This is a genomic window from Acinetobacter sp. GRABPA_MV_2 (genome assembly GCF_056725885.1).
In genome coordinates, this window is sequence record NZ_JBWZNA010000021.1 from 17,509 (window position 1) to 40,779 (window position 23,271).

Sequence of the window (23,271 nt, forward strand, 5' to 3'; positions counted from 1 at the left end):
ATTCGCCTCGCTTAAAGTTTAGCAGCCAGCTGAGACAGCATGGCGTTATGAGCTTCTGCATCAACTTGCTGGTTCAGGATTTTTTCTGCACCAGTTACTGCCAAAGCAGCTACTTGTTGACGTAATTCTTCGCGAGCAGAATTGATTTCTTGATCAACAGCTTCTTTAGCCTGTTGACGAATACGCTCACCTTCAGCCGCAGCTTGAGTACGAGCTTCTTCGATCAATTGCGCTGCACGACGGTTCGCTTGTTCGATCAATTGAGCCGCTTGTGCTTTAGCTGCATCAAGTTCTTGCTTAACTTGCGCTTGTGCATCGGCAAGGTCAGCTTTCGCTTTTTCTGCTGCATTTAAGCCATCAGCGATTTTACGCTGACGCTCACTAATCGCATTGATTAGTGGTGGCCAAACAAACTTCATGCAGAATGCAACAAAGAATGCAAACGCAATCGCTTGACCAATCAATGTGAGGTTGATATTCATTGCAATTCCTCAAATAGTGGATTTAGGAATTAAGATGATTAACCTACAAATGGATTAGCGAAGATGAAGAACAAGCCAATACCAACACCGATCATAGGCACAGCATCAAGAAGACCCGCGATTAAGAACATACGAGTTTGAAGTTGTGGAGCCAATTCTGGTTGACGAGCAACAGCTTCTAAAAAGCGACCACCCAAAAGACCAAAACCAATCGCAGTACCCAAAGCACCGAAAGCGATCAAGATAGCAGATGCAATTGCAACTAGACCTAAAGTGAGTTCCATGAAAAATTCCTCAGAGGTTAGGTTATTACCAAATTAAATTAAAAAAATTCAGCCCAACCATCATTTGATAGTTAGGCAATACCATTAATGTTTTTCGCTTGCCATGCTCAAGTAAACGATGGTAAGCATCATAAAGATGAATGCCTGCAACGTGATTACAAGAATGTGGAAGATCGCCCAAGGCACAGACAACGCCCATTGAATCCAGAACGGCAATAAAGCAATCAGGATAAAGATCAACTCGCCGGCATACATGTTACCGAATAGTCGGAGAGCTAATGAAATCGGACGAGCAAGGAATGTTACCAATTCCAAAATCAAGTTCACTGGAATAAGCAACGCTTTTGCAACTGGATTACTTGGGTTAAATGGGTTAAGTGCCAACTCGCCAACGAAACCACCAACACCCTTTTCGCGGATGCTGTAGAACAAGATAAGTACAAATACAGATAAAGACATACCTAAAGTAATGTTTGGATCTGTAGATGGAACGATCTTGAAGTAAACGTGGTGAGGGTCCATACCAAATACGTTTGCACCTACAAACGCTGCAACTTGAGGAATCCAGTCAACTGGAATCAAGTCCATTAAGTTCATGAGGAAAATCCACACGAAAATAGTGAGTGCAAGCGGAGCGATTAAACGTGATTTGCCATGAAAAGTATCACGGACACTTGAGTCAACAAACTCAATGATCATTTCGATTGCTGACTGGAATTTAGTTGGAACACCTGCATTTGCAGCTTTCGCAACGATCCAGAACATCAAACAGAAAATCACACCAAGGCCAATTGACCAACCCATTGAATCCAAGTGAATTGCAGTGAACCCCATCGAATGAGCTTCTTCAGCAGTCTCAGCCAATTTCCATGTACCGTCTGGCATTTTGCCATAGGTCATATTGGTCAAGTGATGCTTGATATACTCTGTCGAAGTGAGGGCATGTTCTTCAGCAGCCATAAATCACACCTGGTCAATGTCAATTACTAAAAAGAAGGGAAACGAACATCGGCGTACTGTCGATATCTCGCCACCCTCCAAAAAATCTTCAATTCTTCTTGTTTCTACACCCGTTTTTGTAGACGTGACACCCAAAATGGAGCAACCCACGACATTGCCTGAACGAGAATAAAACCAAACAGCAATGCTAACGGTGATAAAGGTTTAACATTGCTCAAAATCAAAATAAATCCAACGATCATGATTGCAAATTTGCCTAACATGCCCCTATACATGTTAGACAGCACTTGTTTTGATGCTCGTGCACCTGCTGTTCTGAAGGATTGCCACGAAAAATAACTCGTCGCAAGCCAGCAGACCAACGCACCAAGTGCCGCACTTAATGCTGCTGTCATGTCTTTTATGCTCCACGCCACAAGTGCGGAAACAGGGATCATACATGCTTGTAAGAAGACCAAAGCTTTTGCTAATCGTCGGTCAATCAAGCGACTAGTTTGGCTCATTATTTATCCACTCACAGCATAAATGCTTGACAAGTTTAGCTGATGATCGCTTTTAATCGCAGGCATTATAGAGTTACACCCCTGAACATGCAATCTTTTCCCGACTTTAGTCGGGGTTTTTCATGACAGGTGGTGCTGACGCTACAGTCAACCTTTGTTTACTTTTTATCTTACTTTTGCGTACTTAATACACATTTATCTGTTTTTATAGCCAGTTTCTTCCATGCAGTGACGAAATCATCCTCATTATTCATGCTCTCGTCTACTGGCTGAAAAGTAATGTTACCTAATTTTTGGTATTGACCCTTAGTGGTAAAACTCTCTGCCAACAAACACATCTGATTTTTTGGTCGACTATCATTAAGATACTTAATTTGAGCTGCTGTTGGTGCAACATGAGGGTCATCTGTTAAAGCACCAGCGAATTTTAAGTTTAGTGAACGCTCTAAATATTGATAGGCATCATGATATGCCCAATACGGTTTGCCATTACTTGAACTATCGTAAGCTTGTGCTGCCTGCAACATTTTACGAGCAAACACATTGGCATTATTCCAGTACTTTGCCTTATTTTCAGGATGTTGCTGAGAGCGCAAAGCCGCAATAAAGAAACCAATTCGAACCGCATTGTTAGGTTCTAACCATACATGTGTATCTACTGTATTAGGTAAAGCTACACCACGTGTACTACGCTGGGGCAAAACAGAAACGATACCAGTATCCAATAGAGCAATTGCCTTCTTATTATTACCTAATAACTTATTTAAAGGCGCTTCATGCGCTTTACCCAACCAAATCACCAAAGACGCGTCATTAATTGCTTTACGGTGTGCTGGGGTTAATTGTACGTCATGCCCAGTTTGTCCCTTTAATAAGAGTTGTGGTTCTTCAACTCCTTGAGTAACTTCTTTTGCAATCAGATAAATCGGGTGTGTAGAAACCACCAAACCCTGACTCCACCCTAACGTACTCAAAAGTGAGAACATACTGAAAACAAAAAAACGGAACATGACAGACCATCAATTTAAATTAGCTCGAAGCATGTTATAATATAACAAAGTTACAAAAATACCTAAGATTAATCGAATGAAGCATCGCTTCATGCTAATATTCCGTTAAAAATTCGAGGTTACCCCTATGAGTTCCTGCTCGCATGAACATCATGATTCTTTGCATGGTGTGCATGATCACCATAATGTCGCAAGTCGTTTAGCTGAAGCAGAAAGTTTATGTTCTGCCACTGGCGCACGTCTTACACCTCTGCGCAAAGAAGTTCTGGAACTCATTTTAAATGCATCAGGTCCAATGGGTGCCTATGATTTATTGGCGCGTATAAAAAGTCAAACTGATCGCCCTGCTGCACCTCCGACTGTATATAGAACTTTAGATTTCTTATTAGAAAAAGGCCTCATTCACCGCCTAACTTCTATTAATGCGTATATTCCTTGCTGCCACCCGCGTGAAGGCCATCAAGCAGCATTCCTGATTTGTACCGAATGCCATATGGTTAAAGAAGCTTCCTCTCAAGGCCTCACACACCAACTTGACCAGCTTGCAGCTTCAGATGACTTCGTGGCTCAACACAGCATTATTGAAATTTCGGGGAAATGCCAACAGTGCCGCACAACTCCTTAAATCCTGTATTAATTCAGCTTGAGCAGGTTTCTGTTCATCGTGATGATCGGGATATATTAAAAAAAGTTGATTTTGCCTTACATGAAAATGAAATTGTGTCTTTAATTGGCCCCAATGGCGCTGGCAAATCAACACTGATAAAGGTTCTACTCGGTATTCTCCAGCCGAGTAGTGGGCGTGTTATCAATCATAAAAAACTTAAAATGGCTTATGTGCCACAAAAGTTTAATCCTTCACACAGTCTCCCTTTACGTGTTCAGGACCTTCTTGATTTAGAGAAATGCAGCTCTGCCCTGCGTCACGAAATTATTCAAGACACAGGTATTTCAAAGTTACAACAATCAAAAGTACAACAACTTTCAGGTGGAGAACGCCAAAGAGTACTATTGGCTCGTGCACTGCTTCGTCAGCCAGATATTTTAGTTCTTGATGAACCCATGCAAGGTCTAGATATTCAGTCAGAAGCGGAACTTTATGATTATGTTCGTAGTCTGCCAGAACGATATGGTTGTGCGATCTTAATTGTCTCTCATGACTTACAATGGGTTATGCAAGGAACACACCGCGTAGTGTGTTTAAATAAACATATTTGCTGTAGTGGGCTACCCGAGAATATTCAGCAACACCCTGAATATCAGGCAATATTTGGAACTCAAAGGGTTTTCTACCAACATCATCATGACCATTGTGCTCACGGTGATGCTGCACACCCCTGCCCTCATAATGACCGTCCTCACATTCACCCAGAACCGGAAGCTTAAGCCATGATGGAATGGTTACAATTATTGTTACCCGCATGGATTATGGGAACTCTGCTGGTATTTTTGACTGCACCACTGGGGTGTCTGATGCTTTGGAGACGCATGTCTTTTTTTGCTGACACAATGGCGCACGGAACACTACTTGGGGTAGCTATTGCGGGAGCTTTAAGTCTTCCATTATGGCTTGGAGTTGCAGGTACAGCGGTTTTACTGGTAGGCGTTTTATGGGCTTTACATGACAACCGTTTACCCAATGATGCTCTGCTAGCCTTATGTTCAGCAACATTACTCTGTAGCGGTTTACTATTTATTCAACATGTTCCAAGTTTAAGACCCGAGCTTTTAAGTTATTTGTTTGGTGACTTATTGAGTATTGATTGGCCAGATCTTCCTGTTTTCACTTTAATTATTGCGATATCGCTCGTAATTCTTTATCGGTTTTGGCAGCCACAAATACAGTTTGCAATTGATCCAGATATCGCAATTAGTGAAGGGGTGAATGCAAACTGGCAACGACTTATTTTTATGCTGTTATTAGCTTTATTTACAGTTTTAGCTTTGCGTGCTGTAGGTTCTTTGCTAATGGGTGCATTACTCGTAATACCAGCCTTAAGCGCTCGCCTACTAGCAAACTCACCAAAGCAAATGGTTATTTGGGCATTCGTGTTAGCCCAGCTCGGTGTTAGTGTCGGTTTATGGTCAAGTGCAGCACTCAATATCTCTACAGGTCTTAGTATTGTTTTATGTATGGCATTAAGTTTTGCTGTTATTTTTATAACTCAAAAAGTAAAAAATCAAACACAGGCGGCTTAACTTAGGACGCCTGATGAACAGTGCTCAATAATAAAGCCGCACAGCTAAACATTACAGCAAAGCCCCGATTTAAATATTTTTGCTGTCTAGGGGATCGAAGTAATCTTAAAACCTTGGATGCCAGCCCCGTATATCCAGCCATTACAATCAAATCGATCGTAATCATAGTGGCTGCCATAATTAGATATTGTATCCATTGAGGCTTACTCAAATCTAAAAACTGCGGCAAAACTGCCAATAAAAATACGATCGCTTTAGGATTACTAATATTGACTACAAAACCATTTAATAGCAGAGCTAAAGCAGATTTATCTCTTTTTTCTTGTTGAATTTCTATATCTTTTACAGGTGCTGTCCACTGCAAATAGGCTAAATATAATAAATAGGCTACGCCAAACCACTTAACGGCCTGAAAAGCTAAAGGAGTCGTTGCAAATAAGACCCCGACACCTGCTGCCACCACCATAATTTGAAGCACCAAGGCAACTTGTAAACCAATTGCATTCCAGTAACCATGTCTAAAGCCATAATTTAGGCCACTCGACATTGAGGCAATAGCTCCCGCACCCGGAGAAACACTAATGACCCAACAGGCCAACATATAGGCAAACCAAACTTGCAAAGACATAGTAAAAATAGACAATAAAAGTGGAATTATACTGTTTTATAAAACTATATTGATGAGAATTCAAACAATAAAATCAAGAAATAGACTACTAACCGCTCTTCGCATCAGGCACAATAATTAAAGCTCATACTAAATTATAATTGAGGAGATACCTTCCAATGACTGCTCAATCTGTCATTTTGCCGTTGCCATCAGATCATGCTCGTTTTATTGTTCTTCGTTTAAAAGACTTATCAATTGATGAATTAAAAGAACAACTTGAAGCGTTGTTTGAAACACGCGACCGTCTCATTACTCAGCATTCAGACGCGCAAATTAAAACAGCAGTCGCTTTTGGTCCAGAACTTTGGAAACAACTTTACAGTCAATCTCCTGCTGGCTTTAAACAACTTGAACCAGAAAACGGCGCATTCAATATGCCAGTCGTACCAGCTGATGTCCTCATCCATATTGCTAGTATGCGTTCTGATATTTGTTTTGCATTAAGCCAAGCATTTTTTGAAGGTATTAAAGATAAAGTTGAAGTTCTTGATGAGCGTGTTTGCTTCCGCTATTTTGATGGCCGAGATATTACAGGCTTTATAGACGGTACAGAAAACCCTCAATTTCCAGATGACCGTGCAGAAACAGCTCTATTGCCAGAAAGCGCGGGAGTTTTTGCTGATGGCAGTTTCATTTTCGCGCAACGTTATGCACATGACTTAGAAAAATGGAAAAAACTAAAAGTTGATGCTCAAGAAAATGTCATGGGTCGTACTAAGCTTGAGTCAATTGAACTAGATGATGACGTTAAACCAGAAAATGCTCATGTCGCACGTACTGTTGTCGAAGATGATGAAGGCGAAGAAATGGAAATCTTGCGTCATAGTCTGCCTTATGGCGACGGCAGAGGTGATCAGGGTTTATTTTTCATTGCGTACACCAAGGACCTAAATATTATTGATGCCATGTTAAAACGTATGTTTGGTACAAGTGGAGACGGTATCCATGATCGCTTATTGCATTTCGTGACACCATTAGACGGTGCATATTACTTCGCACCTAGTGAAGAATTGCTAGAAGAAGTTTTAGAAGACTAAAATAAAAAAGAGGAGCTTAAGCTCCTCTTTTTACGTTCTCAACCTTAGAAAGGAATACGCTTATATTTGCGGTATTCAGGTTTCCAGAATGATTGATCAATTTTTTGCTGTAGCAAATCATCACTAATCGTTACTGCCACGCCATCGGCCATTGCAGCTTTGGCAACTTCAAATGCAATCACTTTAGAGACTTGCTGAATTTCACCTAAAGGTGGCAATAAATCAGCTTGCGGATCTTTCAGTAATGGCGAGCAATTCGCTAAAGCACTACTTGAAGCCATTAACATATTTTCAGTAACGCGTTTAGCACCCGATGCCACCACCCCTAAGCCAATGCCCGGGAAAATGTACGAGTTATTACACTGAGAAATATTATAAAGCTTGCCGTGATGATTCACAGGAGCAAACGGGCTACCTGTTGCAATTAATGCTCTACCTTCAGTCCATTCCACAATATCAGCCGGTACTGCTTCAACACGTGAAGTTGGGTTAGACAATGGCATGACTATTGGGCGTTCACAATTCGCTGCCATGGTCTTAATAATCTCTTCTGTGAAGAGACCTGGTTGACCAGAAACACCAATTAACACTGTAGGCTTAGCATTTTTAACAACATCAAGGAGTGAAATCACTTCTTCAATATTGCCCCATTGATCAACCACTTCAGCTTTTTGCGCCAATTTGCGTTGGAAGTCCAATAAGTTTGGCTGATTTTCGGTAATCAAACCAAAACGATCCACCATATAAACGCGTGCACGGGCTTCAGAATCAGTCAGACCTTCAGCAACCATTTGTGCAACAATTTGCTCTGCAATACCACATCCCGCAGAGCCCGCACCTAAGAAAGCAATTGTTTGATCTTTTAATTGCTTGCCTGCTGCACGACTAGCAGCAATCAAACTACCTACAGATACCGCTGCTGTTCCTTGAATATCATCGTTAAAACAACAAATTTTATCGCGATATTTTTCTAGAAGTGGCATCGCATTTTTTTGTGCGAAATCTTCAAACTGAATTAATGCTTTTGGCCAACGACGCTTTACAGCTTCAATCACCATATCGACAAATGCATAATATTCATCACCACTAATACGTGGCTGACGCCAACCCATATAGATCGGATCATTTAGTAATTGTGGATTATTCGTCCCCACATCAATTGTGATTGGTAATGTATAGGCTGGGCTAATTCCACCACAAGCGGTGTAAAGTGAAAGTTTCCCAATAGGAATACCCATACCACCAATGCCTTGGTCGCCAAGACCTAAGATACGCTCACCATCAGTAATCACGATCACTTTTACATTATTTTTATTTACGTTTTGCAAAATATCATCAATTACATCTCGATCTGGATATGAAATAAAAACACCACGATGACGACGGTAGATATCTGAGAAACGCTGACATGCTTCACCCACTGTTGGGGTATAAATAATCGGCATCATTTCTTCAAGATGATTTTCGATTAAATGATAGAACAAGGTTTCGTTGGTATCTTGGATATTACGCAAATAGATATGTCGATTGATATCATCAGTAAAAGCGCAATATTGCTGATAAGAGCGCTGGCTCTGCTCTTCAATAGTTTCAATAATATGGGGGAGTAAACCGTGTAAGTTAAAGTTACTTCTTTCTTCTTCAGTGAAAGCCGAACCTTTATTTAAAAGTGGTAACTCTAAAAGTGTAAAACCTGCATATGGGATATAAAGGGGATGTTTACTTGGGTGTCCTGATATCATTGCCTATCTCATTTTCCAGCTTAGAGTAGAGAAAAACACGTTTTGTATGGTCTCTAAAACTCTTTGTGCGTATAAGCTTAAGCCTAATTCGATCAAAATAGATATTTTAAACCGTGATGTTAAAATTGAACACTATTTAGTTAAAACATGTTTAAAAATAAATGATAAAAATCAGCGCATTAATGTTTTTATAATTTTAAAAATTTCTTTTATTTTCTCAATTTTAAAAGCAATAATTATATGATTTAGCGGCAATAGGTATTTCCTCAGAAAATAGCATTAAATTAAACACATAATTTACTCACAAAAACTGCCCAAAAGGCTTGTAATTCTTTATTTTCAGAATAATAAGGGGATTCATCAACCAACATTCATTTAAAAAATAATCATCAGTAATTTGCATAAAGAATTATTGGAATATTAAATCCCCTCCCCTAAGTCATCGGAAATTTGCTATATTTGACGTTTTTCTGCGACATCTATTTTCGATTGATATGAATACGGCAATACAAGCAGCTCTCGACCATGCAGTGCAAACTCTTCAACAAGAAGGGGTGCTTCCTTCCGACTGGAAAAACACAAGCAACTTAACACGCACCAAAGACCGAAGCCATGGCGACTTTGCTTCTAATATTGCTATGATCGGCTCGAAAGCTGCTGGTATGAAACCACGCGATTTAGCTGAGAAAGTTCTAGCTGCATTACCAGAAGTGGCAGATATCAGTAAAGCTGAAATCGCAGGACCCGGATTTATTAACTTCTTTTTAAATGCAGACCAGCGTTTTGCTATTCTTGATCAAATTCAAGCACAAAAAGAAATTTTTGGTCGTAGCCAAGCAAATGCAGCGAAAAAGATTCAAGTCGAATTTGTTTCTGCAAACCCAACGTCTAGCCTACACGTAGGTCATGGACGTGGTGCGGCATACGGTATGACTGTTGCTAATTTACTTGAAGCCACGGGTGCTAAAGTTGACCGCGAGTACTACGTGAATGATGCTGGCCGTCAAATGGATATTTTGGCGACTTCTACTTATTTACGTTATTTGGAACTACTTGGACAAAACCTTGTATTCCCTAAAAATGCTTATCAAGGCGATTACGTTAAAGAAATCGCACAAGGCATCATTGATAAAGATGGTGATGCTTACGTTCGTGAAGTTGCGAATGTTTATAAAGATGTACCAGAAGATGTACAATATGCTGAAGAGCTAGATAGCGAAGGCAACAAAGTTGTGTTATCTGGTGATAAAGAAAAGCATATTGATGGCCTTATTGCCAACTCACAACAATTATTGGGTGAAGGCTACCGCGTATTTCATCAAGCTGCCCTTCACGCCATTTTAGATGATATTAAAGATGACCTTGCTGATTTTGGTGTAACGTTCAATCAATGGTTCAGTGAAGCATCACTTAGTGCAAAAATTGATGAAGCTTTAGAAACGTTAGATCAACGTGGCTTCCTTTATGAAAAAGATGGCAACATCTGGTTCAAGTCAACTGAATTTGGTGATGAAAAAGACCGTGTTGTTAAGCGTCGTAACGGCCAAACGACTTACTTTGCATCTGACATTGCATACCACTTAAATAAACTACAACGTGGTTATACGGACTTAATCGATATTTGGGGCTCTGACCACCATGGCTATATTTCTCGCGTAAAAGCGGCGATTGATGCAATGGGTTACGACTCTAAGAAATTGACTGTTCTTTTAGTTCAGTTCGTAAGTTTATGGCGTGGTGGCGAGATGGTTCAAATGTCTTCTCGTTCTGGCCAGTTCGTAACTTTACGTGACTTGCGTAAAGAAGTGGGCAATGACGCAGCTCGTTTCTACTACGTAATGCGCAAGAGCGAACAACACATCGACTTTGACCTTGACCTTGCTGTTTCACAAAGTAAAGACAATGCTGTGTACTATATTCAATATGCACACGCACGTATTTGTCGTATGTTAGAAAAAGCAGCAAGCACAGATTTACAATTCGATGTAAACGCTGCTCGTCCACATGCAGCTCGCTTGTCTCTTGATGCAGAAACTGAGATTCTTGCTAAACTGGCAGCATACCCAGACGCGGTATTACGTGCTGCAAATGCATATGAACCTCATCAGGTTGGTAACTACTTAAAAGAGTTAGCTGCCCTGTTCCATGGTTGGTACAATGAACATAAAGTATTAAGCGATGATGCAGAGCTTACACAAGCCCGTTTATTGCTTTCAATCAATGTACAACAAGTGCTTCGTAATGGTTTAGAATTACTTGGTGTATCTGCACCAGAATCTATGTAATAAATATATTGCATGACAGCAAAACAAAGGTCATGCAATATATAGTAAGCGGTGGTTTGTATAATTAAGATAGCGAATACAGACCACTGTTTTTAGCATCGTAAGACGAGAATCAAACTCGAATTAAAAAACAATCAAAATACAGAGGAATAATCCACGTGTTTGGCAAAACGCAACGCGGTGTATCTGAAAGACCTAACAAGCCTAAAAAGCCCCTAATTCCCAAATGGTTAGGGACACTTGTCGCTATTTTGGCGGTCTTATGTATCGCTGTAATGCTTATGCTTTGGAAACCTTGGCAACCTGTTCCTGCGAAAAATCAGATTACTTCTGAACATTATCAAGAAGAAGATACTAATAAAGATTATCGCTTCTACGACCTCTTGCCTCAACAACAGGTTACCCCTATTCCTGAACAAGCGATCCCTGAAAGCAAAAATCAAGGCACTGCTATGATCGTTGAGGCACCAAGTACCACTCAACCAGCTGCCTCTGAAAGTGTAGGAATTGACCCGAATCAGTCAGCTACAACTCCTCAGCAACCTACCTATATTTTACAAGTTCGTAGTTATAACGATCCTGATCAGGCTGATGCCCGCCGTGCAGAAATCATTTTAAATGGCTTATCTGCTGATGTAGTCAAAAGTACTGAAAACGGACAAACATGGTATCGTGTTATTTCCGGACCATATGACACTCAAGACGCTGCTTTGGCTGCGCAGCAAACCTTACAACACAGCGGTATTGATTCTATTGTGATCAAACGCAAGTAAAGTGAAAATAAAAAAAGGAACAAATATTTGTTCCTTTTCTTTTAAATATCAGCACAATTCCTTTCATTGGAACCAATTCCCTTTTTTTTCGCTTTTTGAAACGCTACCCTTCGCCGAATACGATGTAAAAAAGCCTGAATATGAGGATACTTACCTTGCAAACGCGTTTGCAAAGCCTCTAAAGGGAAACTCATTTGAATATCAGCAAAGGAAAAGTCACCTGCAAAATATTCATGCTCTGCCAAATAGTTTTCTAAAAAACTAATATGATCTTTCATACGCGGGCGAACAAAATTTGCTTTCACCCCTTCTGTGATTTTTTTTGCTACTGGCTGAATTAACCATGGCACATGCTTATTTACATTATTCATGACCAAAGTCATGACCAGTAGTGGCATAAGCGAACCTTCAGCATAGTGCATCCAGTAAATATATTGCTGTAAATCTTGAGGTTGTGTAGGTTTAAATTGTTGCTTTTGATCATAATGCTGCTGCAGATATTCTAAAATCACAGCAGATTCTGCGATGACTTGCTCATCATCAGTCAAAATTGGAGCTTTACCTAATGGATGAATACATTTCAATGTTTCTGGAGCAGAGTAATTAGGTAAGCGTTGATAGTAGTGAATATCATAATCCAAGCCTAACTCTTCTAAAGCCCATAAAATTCGAAATGAACGCGAACATTCCAGGTGGTGTACACTAATCATATTATTGCCTGCTTTTATTTTTCTTTTTAAATAAAAAACAGCATGTGAACATGCTGCTTTATTCCATTTGTGGGATGGATATAAAATCATCCACCTCAACAAAATAGCATTTTTAGGCTGTAACAAGCACAGTATGAATGTCTAAACTACGTAACAAAGTTTTAGTGACTGGGGTTTTACCGCATACTGCTAAGATTTTTTGTTGAAGCTCTTCGTTTGGCAAGTCTTTAAAAACAATACGACGTTCTATGTGTTCTTCATGCTCTCTATTGGTATGAAAATCAATTTCAACCGAAAACTCACCAAAATCATAACCCTTATGCTTTGCATACATTCTTAAAGTAATGAGCGTACACGCTGCTAAACTTCCAGTAAGCAAATCATATGGTGCTGGGCCTTGATCTTGCCCTTCTAACTTCTCTGGCTCATCACAAAAATATTGGTGGCGACCACTGGTAATTTCGCCCTTCCATTGTTCAGTAAGGGGCTTTGCTTTACTGCTTGCGATTACTGCTGTCATTTTGATGCTCTCATTTGATCTGGAAGAACAGGGGCTTCTAAACGTGCACCAACATAATCTGGAATCTCACCAAAACGTGCATCATGGTTAATCCATTGCTCACGGGCTTCTTTTAAATCATCCATTGTACGTGCAACAAAATTCCACCACAGTAAAATTGGAGTTTCAAACGGTTCACCACCAACTAACAGCACACGGTTCCCTTTCTTTACTTCAATTTCGATCTCACTAAGACCCGTATCTAATACCACCATGTTGTCAGCCGTTAACTCATGGCCATTCACATGGGCAACACCATCTAATGCCATAAAACCATATTCAAACTCAGGATTTAATGGAATGCGGGTTTTAGTATCTTCAGTAGCAATTAAGTCAACACCCACTAATGGCGTATGTACCGAGACTGGAGAAGTAGTTGCCAAATATTCACCCACAAGCACGGTAAATTCTAGACCGTCTTTCTCAACCACAGGCAGTTCAGGATAATGTTCAAATTTCGGATCCATGTTGCGCTTATCATCTGGTAAAGCAATCCAGAGCTGAGCAGCATGCATTTGAGTTTCTGTATCAGGTGCAACTTCTGTATGCGAAATTCCGTGTCCCGCTGTCATCAAATTAACTTGCTTAGGACGAATTAGTTGTTTTGAGCCTAAGCTATCGGTATGCATCATGGTGCCTTCAATCATCCACGTGAAGGTTTGCAAACCAATGTGAGGATGAGGACCAACATCTAAACCATCACCCGCAGGGAAGGTCACTGGGCCGGCATGATCTAAGAAACACCACGCACCAATCATTCGTTTTTGTCGGCTAGGTAAAGCCCGCTTAATGACTGTCCCCTGTCCAATTTCAGCAGAGCGAATTGGAAACTCCTGAATAAACTGATTGGCAAATTTCTCGCAATCCTTTGAATCAGAAATATCGTAATCATTATTATTGCTCATGATATTACTCTCTTTTACCTATGCTTTTGCAATGAGTTGTTATATTGATCTTAACAATACATTCATTATTCAATATAGTCTTTTAGTAATACACAGGGTGCTATGAATGAGACAATCCATTTTTTAATTATAGAAAAATAAAAGCTGCACTGAGCAGCTTAAGTTGATTGAGTTTTAACGAGCTGTTTTAGGTTTTTCATGAATTGTCCGAATTGTGGGAGAAACTCTTGAAATAGTGGATGGTCTCGATTTTCTAACATGACTTCACTAAATAACTTCAAGCCAACACCAAAAGATTTTGTTGTTTCATCATCAAAAAAATCTGCTTTTTTTAAGCGCTCAACAATTTCAAAAATATCGTCATGATTTCCCGTATAGAATTCAAGACGTTCAGTATAGGTAGAGGCCTCTCCTTTCGCATTTTTTAAGTGTTGAACCGTGACATGATATTGATGTTGTTTCATATAAAAATTCTCTCTTAAAAATTAATAACTTTGAATAATTTCAATTTGCTTAAGGTCGACTTATAGGCGCCCAATCGCAACCGCAGCTTGGTCAATTTTTTCGGCAATTTGAAAAATCTGCTCTTGTTGAAAACCAGCAGAGTTCAACTTCAAACGTAAGGCTGTTTTTAGGTTTTCCATTGCACGATGAATTTCGATTAATTCATCATTACTGTGGATTTCTCGTCTTAAGCGTAGTTTTTCTAATAGCTCGTTCAATTTGTCTTGTTGTTCAGTTAAGTAAGCTTTCCCAAATTCCGTGATTTGATATTGCTTACGTTCTACGTCTAGCAAATTAATTAAATTCATTTCTTCAAGGCTAGTTAACGTCGGATAAATTGTTCCTGCACTTGGCGTATAGCCATCGCCTACCAAATCACTTATTTCTTTAATGATTTCATAGCCATGCTTTGGGCTTTTCTGAATGAGATGAAGTACTAAAAGTTTCATACGTCCAGCTTCAAAAAGTCTGCCACGGCGCCCCAAGCGGTGATGTTCATTGTGTTCAATATGATGATGTTCTGATTGTTGTTTCATCTTTAAAAATTCTCGAATCTGTTTAATTTATATGCATTAAGATATATCTTAATATATCTTTTATCAAGTAAAAGTAATAAGAGTTGATCTATTGCTTTGATAGTTATCAAAATTAATTTTGAGCTTTAAAAGCTAAGTAATAAAAAAGGACGCTAATGCGTCCTTTTCTTTAACAATAAACAGCAGAAAATTATTCCCACTCAATTGTTGCTGGTGGTTTAGATGACACGTCATATACAACACGTGATACATCTTTAATTTCATTCATAATACGCGTTGAGATTTTATCAACCAATTCGTATGGTAAATGTGCAAAACGAGCTGTCATAAAGTCAACCGTTTCAACTGCACGAAGCGCAATTACCCATGCATAACGACGACCGTCACCTACTACGCCAACTGACTTAACTGGTTGGAACACAGCAAATGCTTGAGCAGTTTTATCATACCAACCGCTGTCGCGAAGCTCTTGCATGAAGATGTCATCAGCAAGACGAAGAATATCTGCATATTCTTTTTTCACTTCACCCAAAATACGAACACCTAAACCAGGGCCCGGGAATGGATGACGGTAAATCATGCTATGTGGCAAGCCAAGTGTAGTACCTAATTTACGAACTTCGTCTTTGAACAAGTCGCGTAAAGGTTCTACCAATTCAAATGCTAAATCTTCTGGTAAACCACCCACGTTATGGTGTGATTTAATTACATGTGCTTTACCTTGTTTGCTTGCAGCAGATTCGATTACGTCTGGGTAAATCGTACCTTGTGCCAAGAATTTCACACCATCAAGTTTACGTGCTTCTTCAGCAAATACTTCAATAAACTCACGGCCAATGATTTTACGTTTTTTCTCTGGATCAACTTCACCAGCCAATGCAGTTAAGAAACGTTGTTCAGCATCTGCACGAATAACACGGATACCCATGTTTTCAGCAAACATTTGCATCACTTGATCGCCTTCGTTTAAGCGAAGTAAACCATTATCAACAAATACACATGTTAACTGGTCGCCAATTGCTTTATGTAAAAGAGCAGCAACGACAGATGAGTCAACACCACCAGAAAGGCCTAAAAGAACTTTTTCATTACCGATTTGTTCACGTAATTGTTCTACACGTAAATCAATGATGTGTTCAGGTGTCCAAAGACCACCGCATCCACAAATTTTATGAACGAAGTTCGCAAGTAACTCTTCACCTTTTGCCGTGTGTGTTACTTCTGGGTGGAATTGCACGCCATAGAAACGACGTGCTTCATCACTTACAGCAGCAACTGGACAACTTGGTGTGCTTGCAGTAATCGTAAAGCCTTCTGGAATTTGGCTAACTTTATCGCCATGACTCATCCAAACATGAAGTTGGTTTTCACGGTCTTGTAAGTTGCCAATCAGTTGGTCGCGTTTAACAATATCAACTTCGGCATAACCAAACTCATGCACAGTACCAGGCTCAACTTTACCGCCTAACTGTTCAGACATAGTTTGCAAGCCATAGCAAATACCCAATACTGGAACGCCTAACTCAAACACCACTTGTGGTGCACGAGGGCTGCCTTCTTCATGCACACTCTCAGGTCCACCTGACAAAATAATGCCATTTGGCTTAAAAGCGCGAATGTCTTCTTCAGACATATCAAAAGCATACATTTCAGAGTAAACACCAGCTTCACGCACACGACGTGCAATGAGCTGACTATATTGAGAGCCGAAATCCAAAATCAGGATACGATCTTCAGTAATTTGAGTATTGGTAGTCATGACAAACCACTAAATGGCAAAAGAATTAAGCGCGCCATTTTAACATTTTTCGCGCTTCGACGCACCGCAAATCATCATATATCTTATTTTTTTCATATCAGAATCATTTCTATAATTGAATTGTTTGATATAAATCAAAATTTACTTATATTTATCAACTGTATGGGTTACGCTTAAAAACTCCATGTGTATTGATAAATTCATCACATTCTATCCAACATCGTCTTGGATTTGATGTTAAGATGACCCGATAAAACAGGCATTACCATGGAAAGGTAAATACCATAAGCGATATTTGTCTGTGCTTAAACAATTATCCATTTTTATGGCTTGTTGCCCCCTATCAAAATCAATAGAAATCTAAGGAACAACAATGCTTCAAACTATGATTGCAGATTTCCAGCAACATTTTTGGTTGTATGTCTCTATTCCTTTTATGAGTGGTTTAATTGGCTATATCACCAAGGTGGTTGCCATCCAGATGATGTTTTCACCACTTGAATTTAAAGGTATTAAACCATTTTTGGGTTGGCAAGGCATTGTGCCTCGCAAAGCCGAGAAAATGGCAACCATTGCTGTTGAGCTCATGACAGCAAAGCTGATTAAACCTGAAGAAATTTTTGCACGCCTAGATCCTAAACGTATTGCCAAAGAAATAGAAAAACCTCTACTTGCAGCGGCTGAAGATATTACCCGTGACGTTGCTCAAGAGTATCAGCCCGGTTTATGGGAAGGCATGCCAGAATTTGCTCGCCAAAGACTCATCCGTCGTGTGCAATCCAAAGCACCCGAAATCGTTGAACACATCATGAGCGAAGTACAGCGTGATGTGAATCGATACTTTGATATTAAACATCTTGTTATCAGCAACTTGCTTAAAGATAAACGTTTACTCAACAATATTTTTAAACGTGTAGGGAAACAAGAATTTAAATTTTTCAGTAATGTAGGTTTTGTATTTGGTTTCGGTATCGGTGTGATTCAGATGCTGTGCTGGATTGTCACTCAAGGAAAATATCCTTGGATGCTACCTTTGTTTGGTGGTTTTGTGGGTTTCTTCAGTGACTGGATTGCACTACAAATGATGTTTAGACCACTTTATCCTAAAAAGATATTGGGTTACACATGGCAAGGTCTGTTCATTAAACGTCAAAATGAAGTTGCAGCTGACTATGCAGCTTTAATTTCTAAACAGCTTTTAACTTCACGTCACATGATGGAAGAGTTATTTTCGGGTACACATTCAGCGCGTGTTATTGATCTGGTTAACCGCCATGTCAAACAAGAAATTGATATGCAAGCTGGGGTTATTCGTCCGTTAGTTGTATATGCAATTGGCGGAGAAAAATATCAGAATATGAAATCACAAGTTGCTGAACGTATTATGCAACAGCTTCCAGAGACGATGAAATATGTAGAGTCTTATGCAGAAGATGCAATGAATATTCGTAGTACACTCATTGAACGTATGCAAAAATTAACACCTTCTGAATTTGAAGGGATGTTACGTCCTGCATTTAAAGAAGATGAGTGGGCCTTGATTGCAGTCGGCGCAGTTCTTGGATTCGTGGTTGGGGAGTTGCAAATCCAATTTATGCTTTAATTTTTTAAAATAAAGAAGTAAAAAACCGGATGAATTGCTCATCCGGGTTTATTTTGTCTTAAATCTTATTTTTCAATTGCATGATCTAAACTAATACGGCCAGCACCATGAAGCATCAAGAAGAATAAACCACCTGCCATTGCTAAGTTTTTCATAAAATGGATGCCATTATTGTATTGTGTAGCTGCATCAGCCCCACCTTGGTGGAACAAGAATGCAGTTAAAATACTAAAGATACCAAGACCAAAAGCTGCAAAGCGTGCTTGGAAACCAAACAATAAAGCTAAACCACCACCAAACTCAACCAAGATAACTAATGGAAGAATTCCACCCGGAACCCCCATTGATTCCATATATCCAGCAGTTGCTGCATAACCAGTAATTTTCCCCCAACCTGCAACAAGGAAGATATAGGCGATAAGAAGACGAGCAACAAGGCTAATAAAACTGTCCGCGCCTGATTGCGTTACGATATTTTTGACCACTACATTTGGATTAAACATTTTGCCACCTTTATTTAAATGCTTATTTATTGATGAGCTCATTCTAGGTTTGGGACATTGATAATTAAATACTCAAAATCCATATATATCGTTGCACAAACAGGATGATCAATTTGTATATTTTTGATGTTTTATACTGACTTTCTATAGGCTCACTGCTAGGATTTGAGCACGGTTTACCACTTAATCATCTCATGGAACTTATTGATTTTATTCTACACGTTGATCAGCATCTCGCCGAGTTTATTACAAACTACGGGACGTGGATTTATGGCATTTTATTTTTAATTATCTTTGTCGAAACCGGTTTAGTGGTTATGCCGTTTTTACCCGGAGATAGTTTACTATTTGCAGCTGGTGCTTTAGCAGCATCTACAGGTGCGATGGATCCATGGTTATTGGGGGCTCTACTCTTCATTGCTGCCGTTTTAGGTGACACAGTGAACTACCATATTGGACGTTTTATCGGTCCACGTGTGTTTGAAATGAATTCCCGATTCATTAATAAGCAGCATTTAATTAAAACTCAAGAATTCTTTGCTCGCCATGGTGGAAAAACAATTATTTTTGCCCGTTTCATTCCATTTGCCCGCACCTTTGCCCCTTTTGTTGCTGGCGCTGGCAGCATGAACTATAAGTTTTTCTTAACTTATAATGTGATTGGCGCATTTTGTTGGGTCGCTTCTTTTGTAGCGTTGGGCTATCTATTTGGAAATATGCCAATCGTTAAAGATAACTTCACTCATCTTATTTTTGGCATCATTATTATTAGCGTTTTACCGGGTATCATCGGCTTTATTCGTGAAAAACTAAAAAACCGAAAAGCCAAGATTTGAGATTGGTTTAAAAGAAGCGGAATACCACTGGAAGCATACATAAAATAAGCAACATAGCCGATCCTTTATATAAATGATCGGCTTTTATTTTCTGTACTGGGCCCGTCAATAATGCACGCCCAAAAAACATCCAGAAACTTGCAGCTGGAATGAGCGTCAATGTAAAAATACCAAATACAATTAGACAATTTTCAGGCGAATTCCATGTTTCGGCTGGAAAAATACCTGCGGCAAAAAGTAAGGATTTCGGATTTTTTAAGGTTGAGAAGAATAATTGACGTGGGCGAATATTACGGTGAGTTTGACTAAATTGTTGTAAATGGGTAGTTTTCCATAATCGGAATGCCATCCAGAACACATATGCCACACTTGTAATATGCAAAATGAGCAATAGCGCAGGCCAAACTGGAGCTGCCAAATGAATAAATACAGCCCAGAAGCTAATGCCATAAGCATAGCCTAACCATTCCATTGGAATAAGCCAAAAAGCTTTAGATAAACCTTGAGAATGAGCTGCGGTTGCAAGTAAAGCATTTGTCGGCCCCGGAATGAGCAAAACAGCCAACATTGCTAATACAAAAAACCAACTCTCAATCATAAAGTTTCCATAATATCCAAGATGGGGCCACCTTAAACGAAACAGGCAAAATATAGCAAGTTTATGAGGCTTATTGATTACAGAAAATACAGGATTTTTGAAGCTTAAAAACTAATAACTAATTTATTTATATTAATTTTATTATGAAACATTTTGCTAAACTTTATCCATCACAACATGCCTTAATTAGCATATTGTGATGCAAAGTTGACTATTAATTGGTCTTTTTACGAACAATAATTGGACAATTCTTAAACTGAGCAGCCTGAACAATTGCTTCTTGTTGGCCTAAAACACGTGAAAGTTCGGTGTTTTTCGTTGAAGAAGATTGCCCCATATTTACAGAAATAGATGGACCGAATCCCCAACCACCTCGTCCCCAGCCACCGCCGAGTCCAAGACCAACACCCATACCTGTACTTTTTGGAGTTTGCACTCCATTGTCGATATATTGCTGAATACGGTTATATTCACTTTGTAGCTGTTGGCAACTCAAAGATTGATATTGTGTCGGAGACACATAAGTCGGTTTTACCGTTGTAGCACAAGCGCCAAGAAGTAAAGTGGCTGCCACTAAAGGCGCAATATATAAGCCTTTCATCATTTTTCTCTTATCGTTTTGGCTCAATCTCACCAAACAATGTCTCATACGCTTGAGTCAATTTATGTTCGGGTGCCAAATGGGCCAAAGGTAAATTTTTCTGATGCGATTCTTTCATCAAAATCGAAGGGGGTAACATGCTATTGAGTACAGGCAACCCTTCATCTTTTAACTGCTGAACCACTTCCCGAGGTAATTTTGCTTGGGATTGGAATTGATTCACCACAATTCCTTCAATTTCCAAGCGATCATTATGATCATCTTGCGTTTCGAGAACATTTTCAATCAATGTTTGTAACGCACGCTTTGAAAAAACATCACAGTCGAAAGGTATAAGTACTTTATCTGCCGCAATCAGAGCAGAGAGAGTAAAAAAGTTAAATGCTGGTGGTGTGTCTATATAGATACGGTCATATCGCCCGACTAAGTTTTGGATCGAATCACGTAATTTATAAATTTTATGTTTACTTTCAAGCGCATGTTCAAGCGCACCCAGTGTCGGACTTGCTGGAAGCACATCTAATTTTGCAAAAGGAGTTGAATGAACAAAACTGTCGAGATCTTTATTTCTTGGAGCTTTTAAAATTGAACCTAATGCATTACCGATTAGACCTTTTTGTTGATTGTTGCCCAACACATCATCAAAGAAATTTTCTATATTTGGCTCTAAAGTTGATTTTTCAGCAGAATAGGTTGCTTCATCACCTAAAAGATACTGACTAGAATTGGCTTGAGGATCAAGATCGATCACCAATGTTCTTAAGCCATGTTTGGCACTAATGGCAGCCAAATTTACGGTAATACTTGATTTCCCTACACCGCCTTTTTGGTTAAACACCACACGAGTTAACATGTTTCCCTCTGCATATTATTTTACTGTACGCAGTTTAACCTAGAGCTTAATCAAAAAGGCAAAGAATGTAGAACAATTAAGCAAAAACAGGTTTCACAATCACTAAGATAATAATAGCAATAAATGCAATCGCACTAATAACTAAACCTGCACGGCGCTGTGCCAATAAAAGAGTGTCATCTTTTTTAAAGGCTTTCATCAGGGAAGATAACAACACTAAAAATAGAATAATTTTAGCGTAAAACCACGGTTGTACTTGAAAGTCTTTCATGACTAACAAAATTGCACCCGTAATGAAAACCACGGTAAACGACAAATGTTGTAAGGCAACTAATACTTTACGCCCTGCTGGATTGGGTTGTTCACCTTGAACACCTATAAACAGAGTTGAAGCGCGTAAAACAAAGACCATAAGTGCGGCAGCTACCGCAGTCATATGAATAATTTTAGTGAGTAAATGTGCATCCATGAAATTAACCCTTAGCTTTTAGGTGCATGTGCACATTCTGGGCTAGCAGGTGCTTGACCTTGCCACTCACTTGGCAAATAAGCATGAATCGCTAAAGCATGAATTTGGCCTGGATTCATTAAATCAGAAGCTAACGCGTATACTTTTTGATGACGTTGAACCAAACGCAATCCATTAAACTCTTCGCTCACTATAATCACTTTAAAATGAGATTCTTTACCTGGAAAATAACCACCGTGCCCAGCAGACTCATTAATAACTTCCAAATGGCTAGGTGCAAGTGTTTGTAACCGTTCAATCAACTGTTGTTCAAGGCTCATAGCTTTTCCTTTTACGATTATGCGTATATTTGAACCTAGTATACCTTGTCTACACACAAACAAAAGTTGCTCTTGTATGCTTTGACTTCAAACAAAATGTCTATTTATTCGGCAACTTAACAATAGAAATACCACTAAATGCTCATTTCTGTTTTTATTTTATGCAATCAGCATAATTATTTGCATAAAGTTGTTGACCCTTGTTTTGCTTAATGTATTATAAGCGGCACGCGGGAATAGCTCAGTTGGTAGAGCATAACCTTGCCAAGGTTGGGGTCGCGAGTTCGAGTCTCGTTTCCCGCTCCAAATTGGTTTTTTTTGAGAAAGTTTTAGTAAAAACTGCTTATATATGCGGGAATAGCTCAGTTGGTAGAGCATAACCTTGCCAAGGTTGGGGTCGCGAGTTCGAGTCTCGTTTCCCGCTCCAAATTTAAAAGGCCCTAGTCGAAAGACTGGGGCTTTTTTCTTTTTACCGATTCACACATAACTTATTGAGAAGAGTTCGGCTCAAAGCCAAGCAAAGTCCAGCTATTTCATTGCTAGATTCACATTTTTAAATCATCACTTACA

General features: G+C 39.4%; 27 protein-coding genes and 2 tRNA genes. 10 read left to right on the plus strand and 19 right to left on the minus strand.

The annotated features are described in order from the left end of the window. Positions 1–11: 11 nt before the first annotated feature. The 5 genes from ACXM0J_RS15760 to ACXM0J_RS15780 all read right to left on the minus strand — a co-directional run bounded on the left by ACXM0J_RS15760 (position 12) and on the right by ACXM0J_RS15780 (position 3,239). Entirely contained in the window at positions 12–482 is a 471-nt protein-coding gene (locus ACXM0J_RS15760; RefSeq protein WP_001024691.1) for a F0F1 ATP synthase subunit B, read from the minus strand. 38 nt (positions 483–520) lie between these two features. After that, positions 521–766, minus strand: coding sequence for a F0F1 ATP synthase subunit C (gene atpE, locus ACXM0J_RS15765; RefSeq protein WP_000424060.1), 246 nt, complete (start codon positions 764–766; stop codon positions 521–523). An 84-nt stretch (positions 767–850) separates the two neighbouring features. After that, positions 851–1,726 (minus strand): F0F1 ATP synthase subunit A, encoded by an 876-nt coding sequence (atpB, locus tag ACXM0J_RS15770; protein ID WP_002114072.1) that lies wholly within the window; start codon positions 1,724–1,726, stop codon positions 851–853. A 104-nt stretch (positions 1,727–1,830) separates the two neighbouring features. Further along, on the minus strand, positions 1,831–2,229 hold the full coding sequence (locus ACXM0J_RS15775) for an ATP synthase subunit I (protein WP_002114124.1): 399 nt from the start codon (positions 2,227–2,229) through the stop codon (positions 1,831–1,833). Between the two features lie 170 nt (positions 2,230–2,399). Beyond that, positions 2,400–3,239, minus strand: a complete 840-nt coding sequence (locus tag ACXM0J_RS15780) for a metal ABC transporter solute-binding protein, Zn/Mn family (protein WP_199964137.1) — start codon at positions 3,237–3,239, stop codon at positions 2,400–2,402. 127 nt (positions 3,240–3,366) lie between these two features. On the opposite strand from ACXM0J_RS15780, the gene ACXM0J_RS15785 reads away from it, so the two are divergent. From ACXM0J_RS15785 to znuB, 3 genes are read left to right on the plus strand one after another with little or no spacing between them, the layout of a single operon-like run. Then, positions 3,367–3,864, plus strand: a complete 498-nt coding sequence (locus tag ACXM0J_RS15785) for a transcriptional repressor (RefSeq protein ID WP_002114130.1) — start codon at positions 3,367–3,369, stop codon at positions 3,862–3,864. After that, positions 3,837–4,625 (plus strand): zinc ABC transporter ATP-binding protein ZnuC, encoded by a 789-nt coding sequence (gene znuC / locus ACXM0J_RS15790; protein WP_057086147.1) that lies wholly within the window; start codon positions 3,837–3,839, stop codon positions 4,623–4,625. Before ACXM0J_RS15785 ends, znuC begins: the two co-directional genes overlap by 28 nt. A gap of 3 nt (positions 4,626–4,628) precedes the next feature. Further along, complete coding sequence (znuB, locus tag ACXM0J_RS15795; protein WP_005804758.1) at positions 4,629–5,438, plus strand: zinc ABC transporter permease subunit ZnuB; 810 nt, start codon at positions 4,629–4,631, stop codon at positions 5,436–5,438. Between the two features lies 1 nt (position 5,439). Here znuB and ACXM0J_RS15800 read toward each other — a convergent pair whose 3' ends face one another. Beyond that, complete coding sequence (locus tag ACXM0J_RS15800) at positions 5,440–6,066, minus strand: LysE family transporter (RefSeq protein ID WP_005071994.1); 627 nt, start codon at positions 6,064–6,066, stop codon at positions 5,440–5,442. 158 nt (positions 6,067–6,224) lie between these two features. On the opposite strand from ACXM0J_RS15800, the gene ACXM0J_RS15805 reads away from it, so the two are divergent. After that, a complete protein-coding gene (locus ACXM0J_RS15805; RefSeq protein WP_057086146.1) occupies positions 6,225–7,145 on the plus strand; it encodes a Dyp-type peroxidase in 921 nt (306 codons plus the stop codon). A gap of 44 nt (positions 7,146–7,189) precedes the next feature. Here the strand turns inward: ACXM0J_RS15805 and ACXM0J_RS15810 are convergent, their stop codons facing one another. Then, positions 7,190–8,887, minus strand: a complete 1,698-nt coding sequence (locus ACXM0J_RS15810; protein ID WP_002114135.1) for an NAD-dependent malic enzyme — start codon at positions 8,885–8,887, stop codon at positions 7,190–7,192. Positions 8,888–9,381: 494 nt separating this feature from the next. On the opposite strand from ACXM0J_RS15810, the gene argS reads away from it, so the two are divergent. Together argS and ACXM0J_RS15820 are read left to right on the plus strand one after the other, a co-directional pair. Continuing rightward, the gene (argS, locus tag ACXM0J_RS15815) at positions 9,382–11,172 is read left to right on the plus strand and encodes an arginine--tRNA ligase (protein ID WP_086266224.1); all 1,791 of its coding nucleotides are present in this window, start codon (positions 9,382–9,384) and stop codon (positions 11,170–11,172) included. Positions 11,173–11,330: 158 nt separating this feature from the next. Then, the gene (locus ACXM0J_RS15820) at positions 11,331–11,945 is read left to right on the plus strand and encodes an SPOR domain-containing protein (RefSeq protein WP_005804763.1); all 615 of its coding nucleotides are present in this window, start codon (positions 11,331–11,333) and stop codon (positions 11,943–11,945) included. Between the two features lie 41 nt (positions 11,946–11,986). Here the strand turns inward: ACXM0J_RS15820 and ACXM0J_RS15825 are convergent, their stop codons facing one another. From ACXM0J_RS15825 to guaA, 6 genes are all read right to left on the minus strand, one after another. Then, positions 11,987–12,655 (minus strand): glutathione S-transferase, encoded by a 669-nt coding sequence (locus tag ACXM0J_RS15825; RefSeq protein ID WP_025466580.1) that lies wholly within the window; start codon positions 12,653–12,655, stop codon positions 11,987–11,989. 112 nt (positions 12,656–12,767) lie between these two features. Next, the gene (locus ACXM0J_RS15830; protein ID WP_046813010.1) at positions 12,768–13,175 is read right to left on the minus strand and encodes an OsmC family protein; all 408 of its coding nucleotides are present in this window, start codon (positions 13,173–13,175) and stop codon (positions 12,768–12,770) included. Continuing rightward, positions 13,172–14,119, minus strand: coding sequence for a pirin family protein (locus ACXM0J_RS15835; RefSeq protein WP_086266225.1), 948 nt, complete (start codon positions 14,117–14,119; stop codon positions 13,172–13,174). Before ACXM0J_RS15835 ends, ACXM0J_RS15830 begins: the two co-directional genes overlap by 4 nt. A 158-nt stretch (positions 14,120–14,277) precedes the next feature. Then, positions 14,278–14,583 carry a DUF3861 domain-containing protein gene (locus tag ACXM0J_RS15840; RefSeq protein WP_086266226.1) on the minus strand — a complete coding sequence of 102 codons (306 nt, stop codon included), beginning with the start codon at positions 14,581–14,583 and terminating at the stop codon, positions 14,278–14,280. Between the two features lie 60 nt (positions 14,584–14,643). Then, positions 14,644–15,159 carry a PadR family transcriptional regulator gene (locus ACXM0J_RS15845; RefSeq protein ID WP_086266227.1) on the minus strand — a complete coding sequence of 172 codons (516 nt, stop codon included), beginning with the start codon at positions 15,157–15,159 and terminating at the stop codon, positions 14,644–14,646. A 190-nt stretch (positions 15,160–15,349) separates the two neighbouring features. Continuing rightward, a complete protein-coding gene (gene guaA / locus ACXM0J_RS15850) occupies positions 15,350–16,918 on the minus strand; it encodes a glutamine-hydrolyzing GMP synthase (protein ID WP_002114136.1) in 1,569 nt (522 codons plus the stop codon). A 385-nt stretch (positions 16,919–17,303) separates the two neighbouring features. Here guaA and ACXM0J_RS15855 point away from each other — a divergent pair, with 385 nt between their 5' ends. After that, a complete protein-coding gene (locus ACXM0J_RS15855; RefSeq protein WP_014208114.1) occupies positions 17,304–18,521 on the plus strand; it encodes a DUF445 domain-containing protein in 1,218 nt (405 codons plus the stop codon). A gap of 65 nt (positions 18,522–18,586) precedes the next feature. On the opposite strand, the gene ACXM0J_RS15860 is transcribed toward ACXM0J_RS15855, so the two are convergent. Then, positions 18,587–19,024: a DoxX family protein gene (locus ACXM0J_RS15860; protein WP_199964136.1), complete on the minus strand. Its 438-nt coding sequence runs from the start codon at positions 19,022–19,024 to the stop codon at positions 18,587–18,589. Positions 19,025–19,218: 194 nt separating this feature from the next. On the opposite strand from ACXM0J_RS15860, the gene ACXM0J_RS15865 reads away from it, so the two are divergent. After that, on the plus strand, positions 19,219–19,860 hold the full coding sequence (locus tag ACXM0J_RS15865) for a DedA family protein (RefSeq protein WP_063097924.1): 642 nt from the start codon (positions 19,219–19,221) through the stop codon (positions 19,858–19,860). Positions 19,861–19,867: 7 nt separating this feature from the next. Here ACXM0J_RS15865 and ACXM0J_RS15870 read toward each other — a convergent pair whose 3' ends face one another. The 5 genes from ACXM0J_RS15870 to ACXM0J_RS15890 all read right to left on the minus strand — a co-directional run bounded on the left by ACXM0J_RS15870 (position 19,868) and on the right by ACXM0J_RS15890 (position 22,701). After that, entirely contained in the window at positions 19,868–20,458 is a 591-nt protein-coding gene (locus ACXM0J_RS15870; RefSeq protein ID WP_063097923.1) for a LysE family translocator, read from the minus strand. A gap of 214 nt (positions 20,459–20,672) precedes the next feature. Beyond that, a complete protein-coding gene (locus ACXM0J_RS15875; RefSeq protein ID WP_002114091.1) occupies positions 20,673–21,059 on the minus strand; it encodes a hypothetical protein in 387 nt (128 codons plus the stop codon). A 10-nt stretch (positions 21,060–21,069) separates the two neighbouring features. Then, positions 21,070–21,912, minus strand: coding sequence for a ParA family protein (locus tag ACXM0J_RS15880; RefSeq protein WP_086266229.1), 843 nt, complete (start codon positions 21,910–21,912; stop codon positions 21,070–21,072). 76 nt (positions 21,913–21,988) lie between these two features. After that, on the minus strand, positions 21,989–22,381 hold the full coding sequence (locus ACXM0J_RS15885) for a SirB2 family protein (RefSeq protein ID WP_005071964.1): 393 nt from the start codon (positions 22,379–22,381) through the stop codon (positions 21,989–21,991). A gap of 11 nt (positions 22,382–22,392) precedes the next feature. Then, positions 22,393–22,701, minus strand: a complete 309-nt coding sequence (locus ACXM0J_RS15890) for a BolA family protein (RefSeq protein WP_063097921.1) — start codon at positions 22,699–22,701, stop codon at positions 22,393–22,395. Positions 22,702–22,931: 230 nt separating this feature from the next. Here ACXM0J_RS15890 and ACXM0J_RS15895 point away from each other — a divergent pair. Both ACXM0J_RS15895 and ACXM0J_RS15900 read left to right on the plus strand, forming a co-directional pair. Next, positions 22,932–23,007, plus strand: a tRNA-Gly gene (locus ACXM0J_RS15895). Positions 23,008–23,052: 45 nt separating this feature from the next. After that, positions 23,053–23,128 (plus strand) — tRNA-Gly (locus ACXM0J_RS15900). The last annotated feature ends 143 nt before the right edge of the window (positions 23,129–23,271 follow it).

Excerpts from the sequence above, each read along its gene's own strand:
- ACXM0J_RS15760 (WP_001024691.1), bottom strand. The coding sequence starts at position 482 with ATGAATATCAACCTCACATTGATTGGTCAAGCGATTGCGTTTGCATTC.
- atpE (WP_000424060.1), bottom strand. The coding sequence starts at position 766 with ATGGAACTCACTTTAGGTCTAGTTGCAATTGCATCTGCTATCTTGATC.
- atpB (WP_002114072.1), bottom strand. The coding sequence starts at position 1,726 with ATGGCTGCTGAAGAACATGCCCTCACTTCGACAGAGTATATCAAGCAT.
- ACXM0J_RS15775 (WP_002114124.1), bottom strand. The coding sequence starts at position 2,229 with ATGAGCCAAACTAGTCGCTTGATTGACCGACGATTAGCAAAAGCTTTG.
- ACXM0J_RS15780 (WP_199964137.1), bottom strand. The coding sequence starts at position 3,239 with ATGTTCCGTTTTTTTGTTTTCAGTATGTTCTCACTTTTGAGTACGTTA.
- ACXM0J_RS15785 (WP_002114130.1), top strand. The coding sequence starts at position 3,367 with ATGAGTTCCTGCTCGCATGAACATCATGATTCTTTGCATGGTGTGCAT.
- znuC (WP_057086147.1), top strand. The coding sequence starts at position 3,837 with ATGCCAACAGTGCCGCACAACTCCTTAAATCCTGTATTAATTCAGCTT.
- znuB (WP_005804758.1), top strand. The coding sequence starts at position 4,629 with ATGATGGAATGGTTACAATTATTGTTACCCGCATGGATTATGGGAACT.
- ACXM0J_RS15800 (WP_005071994.1), bottom strand. The coding sequence starts at position 6,066 with ATGTCTTTGCAAGTTTGGTTTGCCTATATGTTGGCCTGTTGGGTCATT.
- ACXM0J_RS15805 (WP_057086146.1), top strand. The coding sequence starts at position 6,225 with ATGACTGCTCAATCTGTCATTTTGCCGTTGCCATCAGATCATGCTCGT.
- ACXM0J_RS15810 (WP_002114135.1), bottom strand. The coding sequence starts at position 8,887 with ATGATATCAGGACACCCAAGTAAACATCCCCTTTATATCCCATATGCA.
- argS (WP_086266224.1), top strand. The coding sequence starts at position 9,382 with ATGAATACGGCAATACAAGCAGCTCTCGACCATGCAGTGCAAACTCTT.
- ACXM0J_RS15825 (WP_025466580.1), bottom strand. The coding sequence starts at position 12,655 with ATGATTAGTGTACACCACCTGGAATGTTCGCGTTCATTTCGAATTTTA.
- ACXM0J_RS15830 (WP_046813010.1), bottom strand. The coding sequence starts at position 13,175 with ATGACAGCAGTAATCGCAAGCAGTAAAGCAAAGCCCCTTACTGAACAA.
- ACXM0J_RS15835 (WP_086266225.1), bottom strand. The coding sequence starts at position 14,119 with ATGAGCAATAATAATGATTACGATATTTCTGATTCAAAGGATTGCGAG.
- ACXM0J_RS15840 (WP_086266226.1), bottom strand. The coding sequence starts at position 14,583 with ATGAAACAACATCAATATCATGTCACGGTTCAACACTTAAAAAATGCG.
- ACXM0J_RS15845 (WP_086266227.1), bottom strand. The coding sequence starts at position 15,159 with ATGAAACAACAATCAGAACATCATCATATTGAACACAATGAACATCAC.
- guaA (WP_002114136.1), bottom strand. The coding sequence starts at position 16,918 with ATGACTACCAATACTCAAATTACTGAAGATCGTATCCTGATTTTGGAT.
- ACXM0J_RS15855 (WP_014208114.1), top strand. The coding sequence starts at position 17,304 with ATGATTGCAGATTTCCAGCAACATTTTTGGTTGTATGTCTCTATTCCT.
- ACXM0J_RS15860 (WP_199964136.1), bottom strand. The coding sequence starts at position 19,024 with ATGTTTAATCCAAATGTAGTGGTCAAAAATATCGTAACGCAATCAGGC.
- ACXM0J_RS15865 (WP_063097924.1), top strand. The coding sequence starts at position 19,219 with ATGGAACTTATTGATTTTATTCTACACGTTGATCAGCATCTCGCCGAG.
- ACXM0J_RS15870 (WP_063097923.1), bottom strand. The coding sequence starts at position 20,458 with ATGATTGAGAGTTGGTTTTTTGTATTAGCAATGTTGGCTGTTTTGCTC.
- ACXM0J_RS15875 (WP_002114091.1), bottom strand. The coding sequence starts at position 21,059 with ATGAAAGGCTTATATATTGCGCCTTTAGTGGCAGCCACTTTACTTCTT.
- ACXM0J_RS15880 (WP_086266229.1), bottom strand. The coding sequence starts at position 21,912 with ATGTTAACTCGTGTGGTGTTTAACCAAAAAGGCGGTGTAGGGAAATCA.
- ACXM0J_RS15885 (WP_005071964.1), bottom strand. The coding sequence starts at position 22,381 with ATGGATGCACATTTACTCACTAAAATTATTCATATGACTGCGGTAGCT.
- ACXM0J_RS15890 (WP_063097921.1), bottom strand. The coding sequence starts at position 22,701 with ATGAGCCTTGAACAACAGTTGATTGAACGGTTACAAACACTTGCACCT.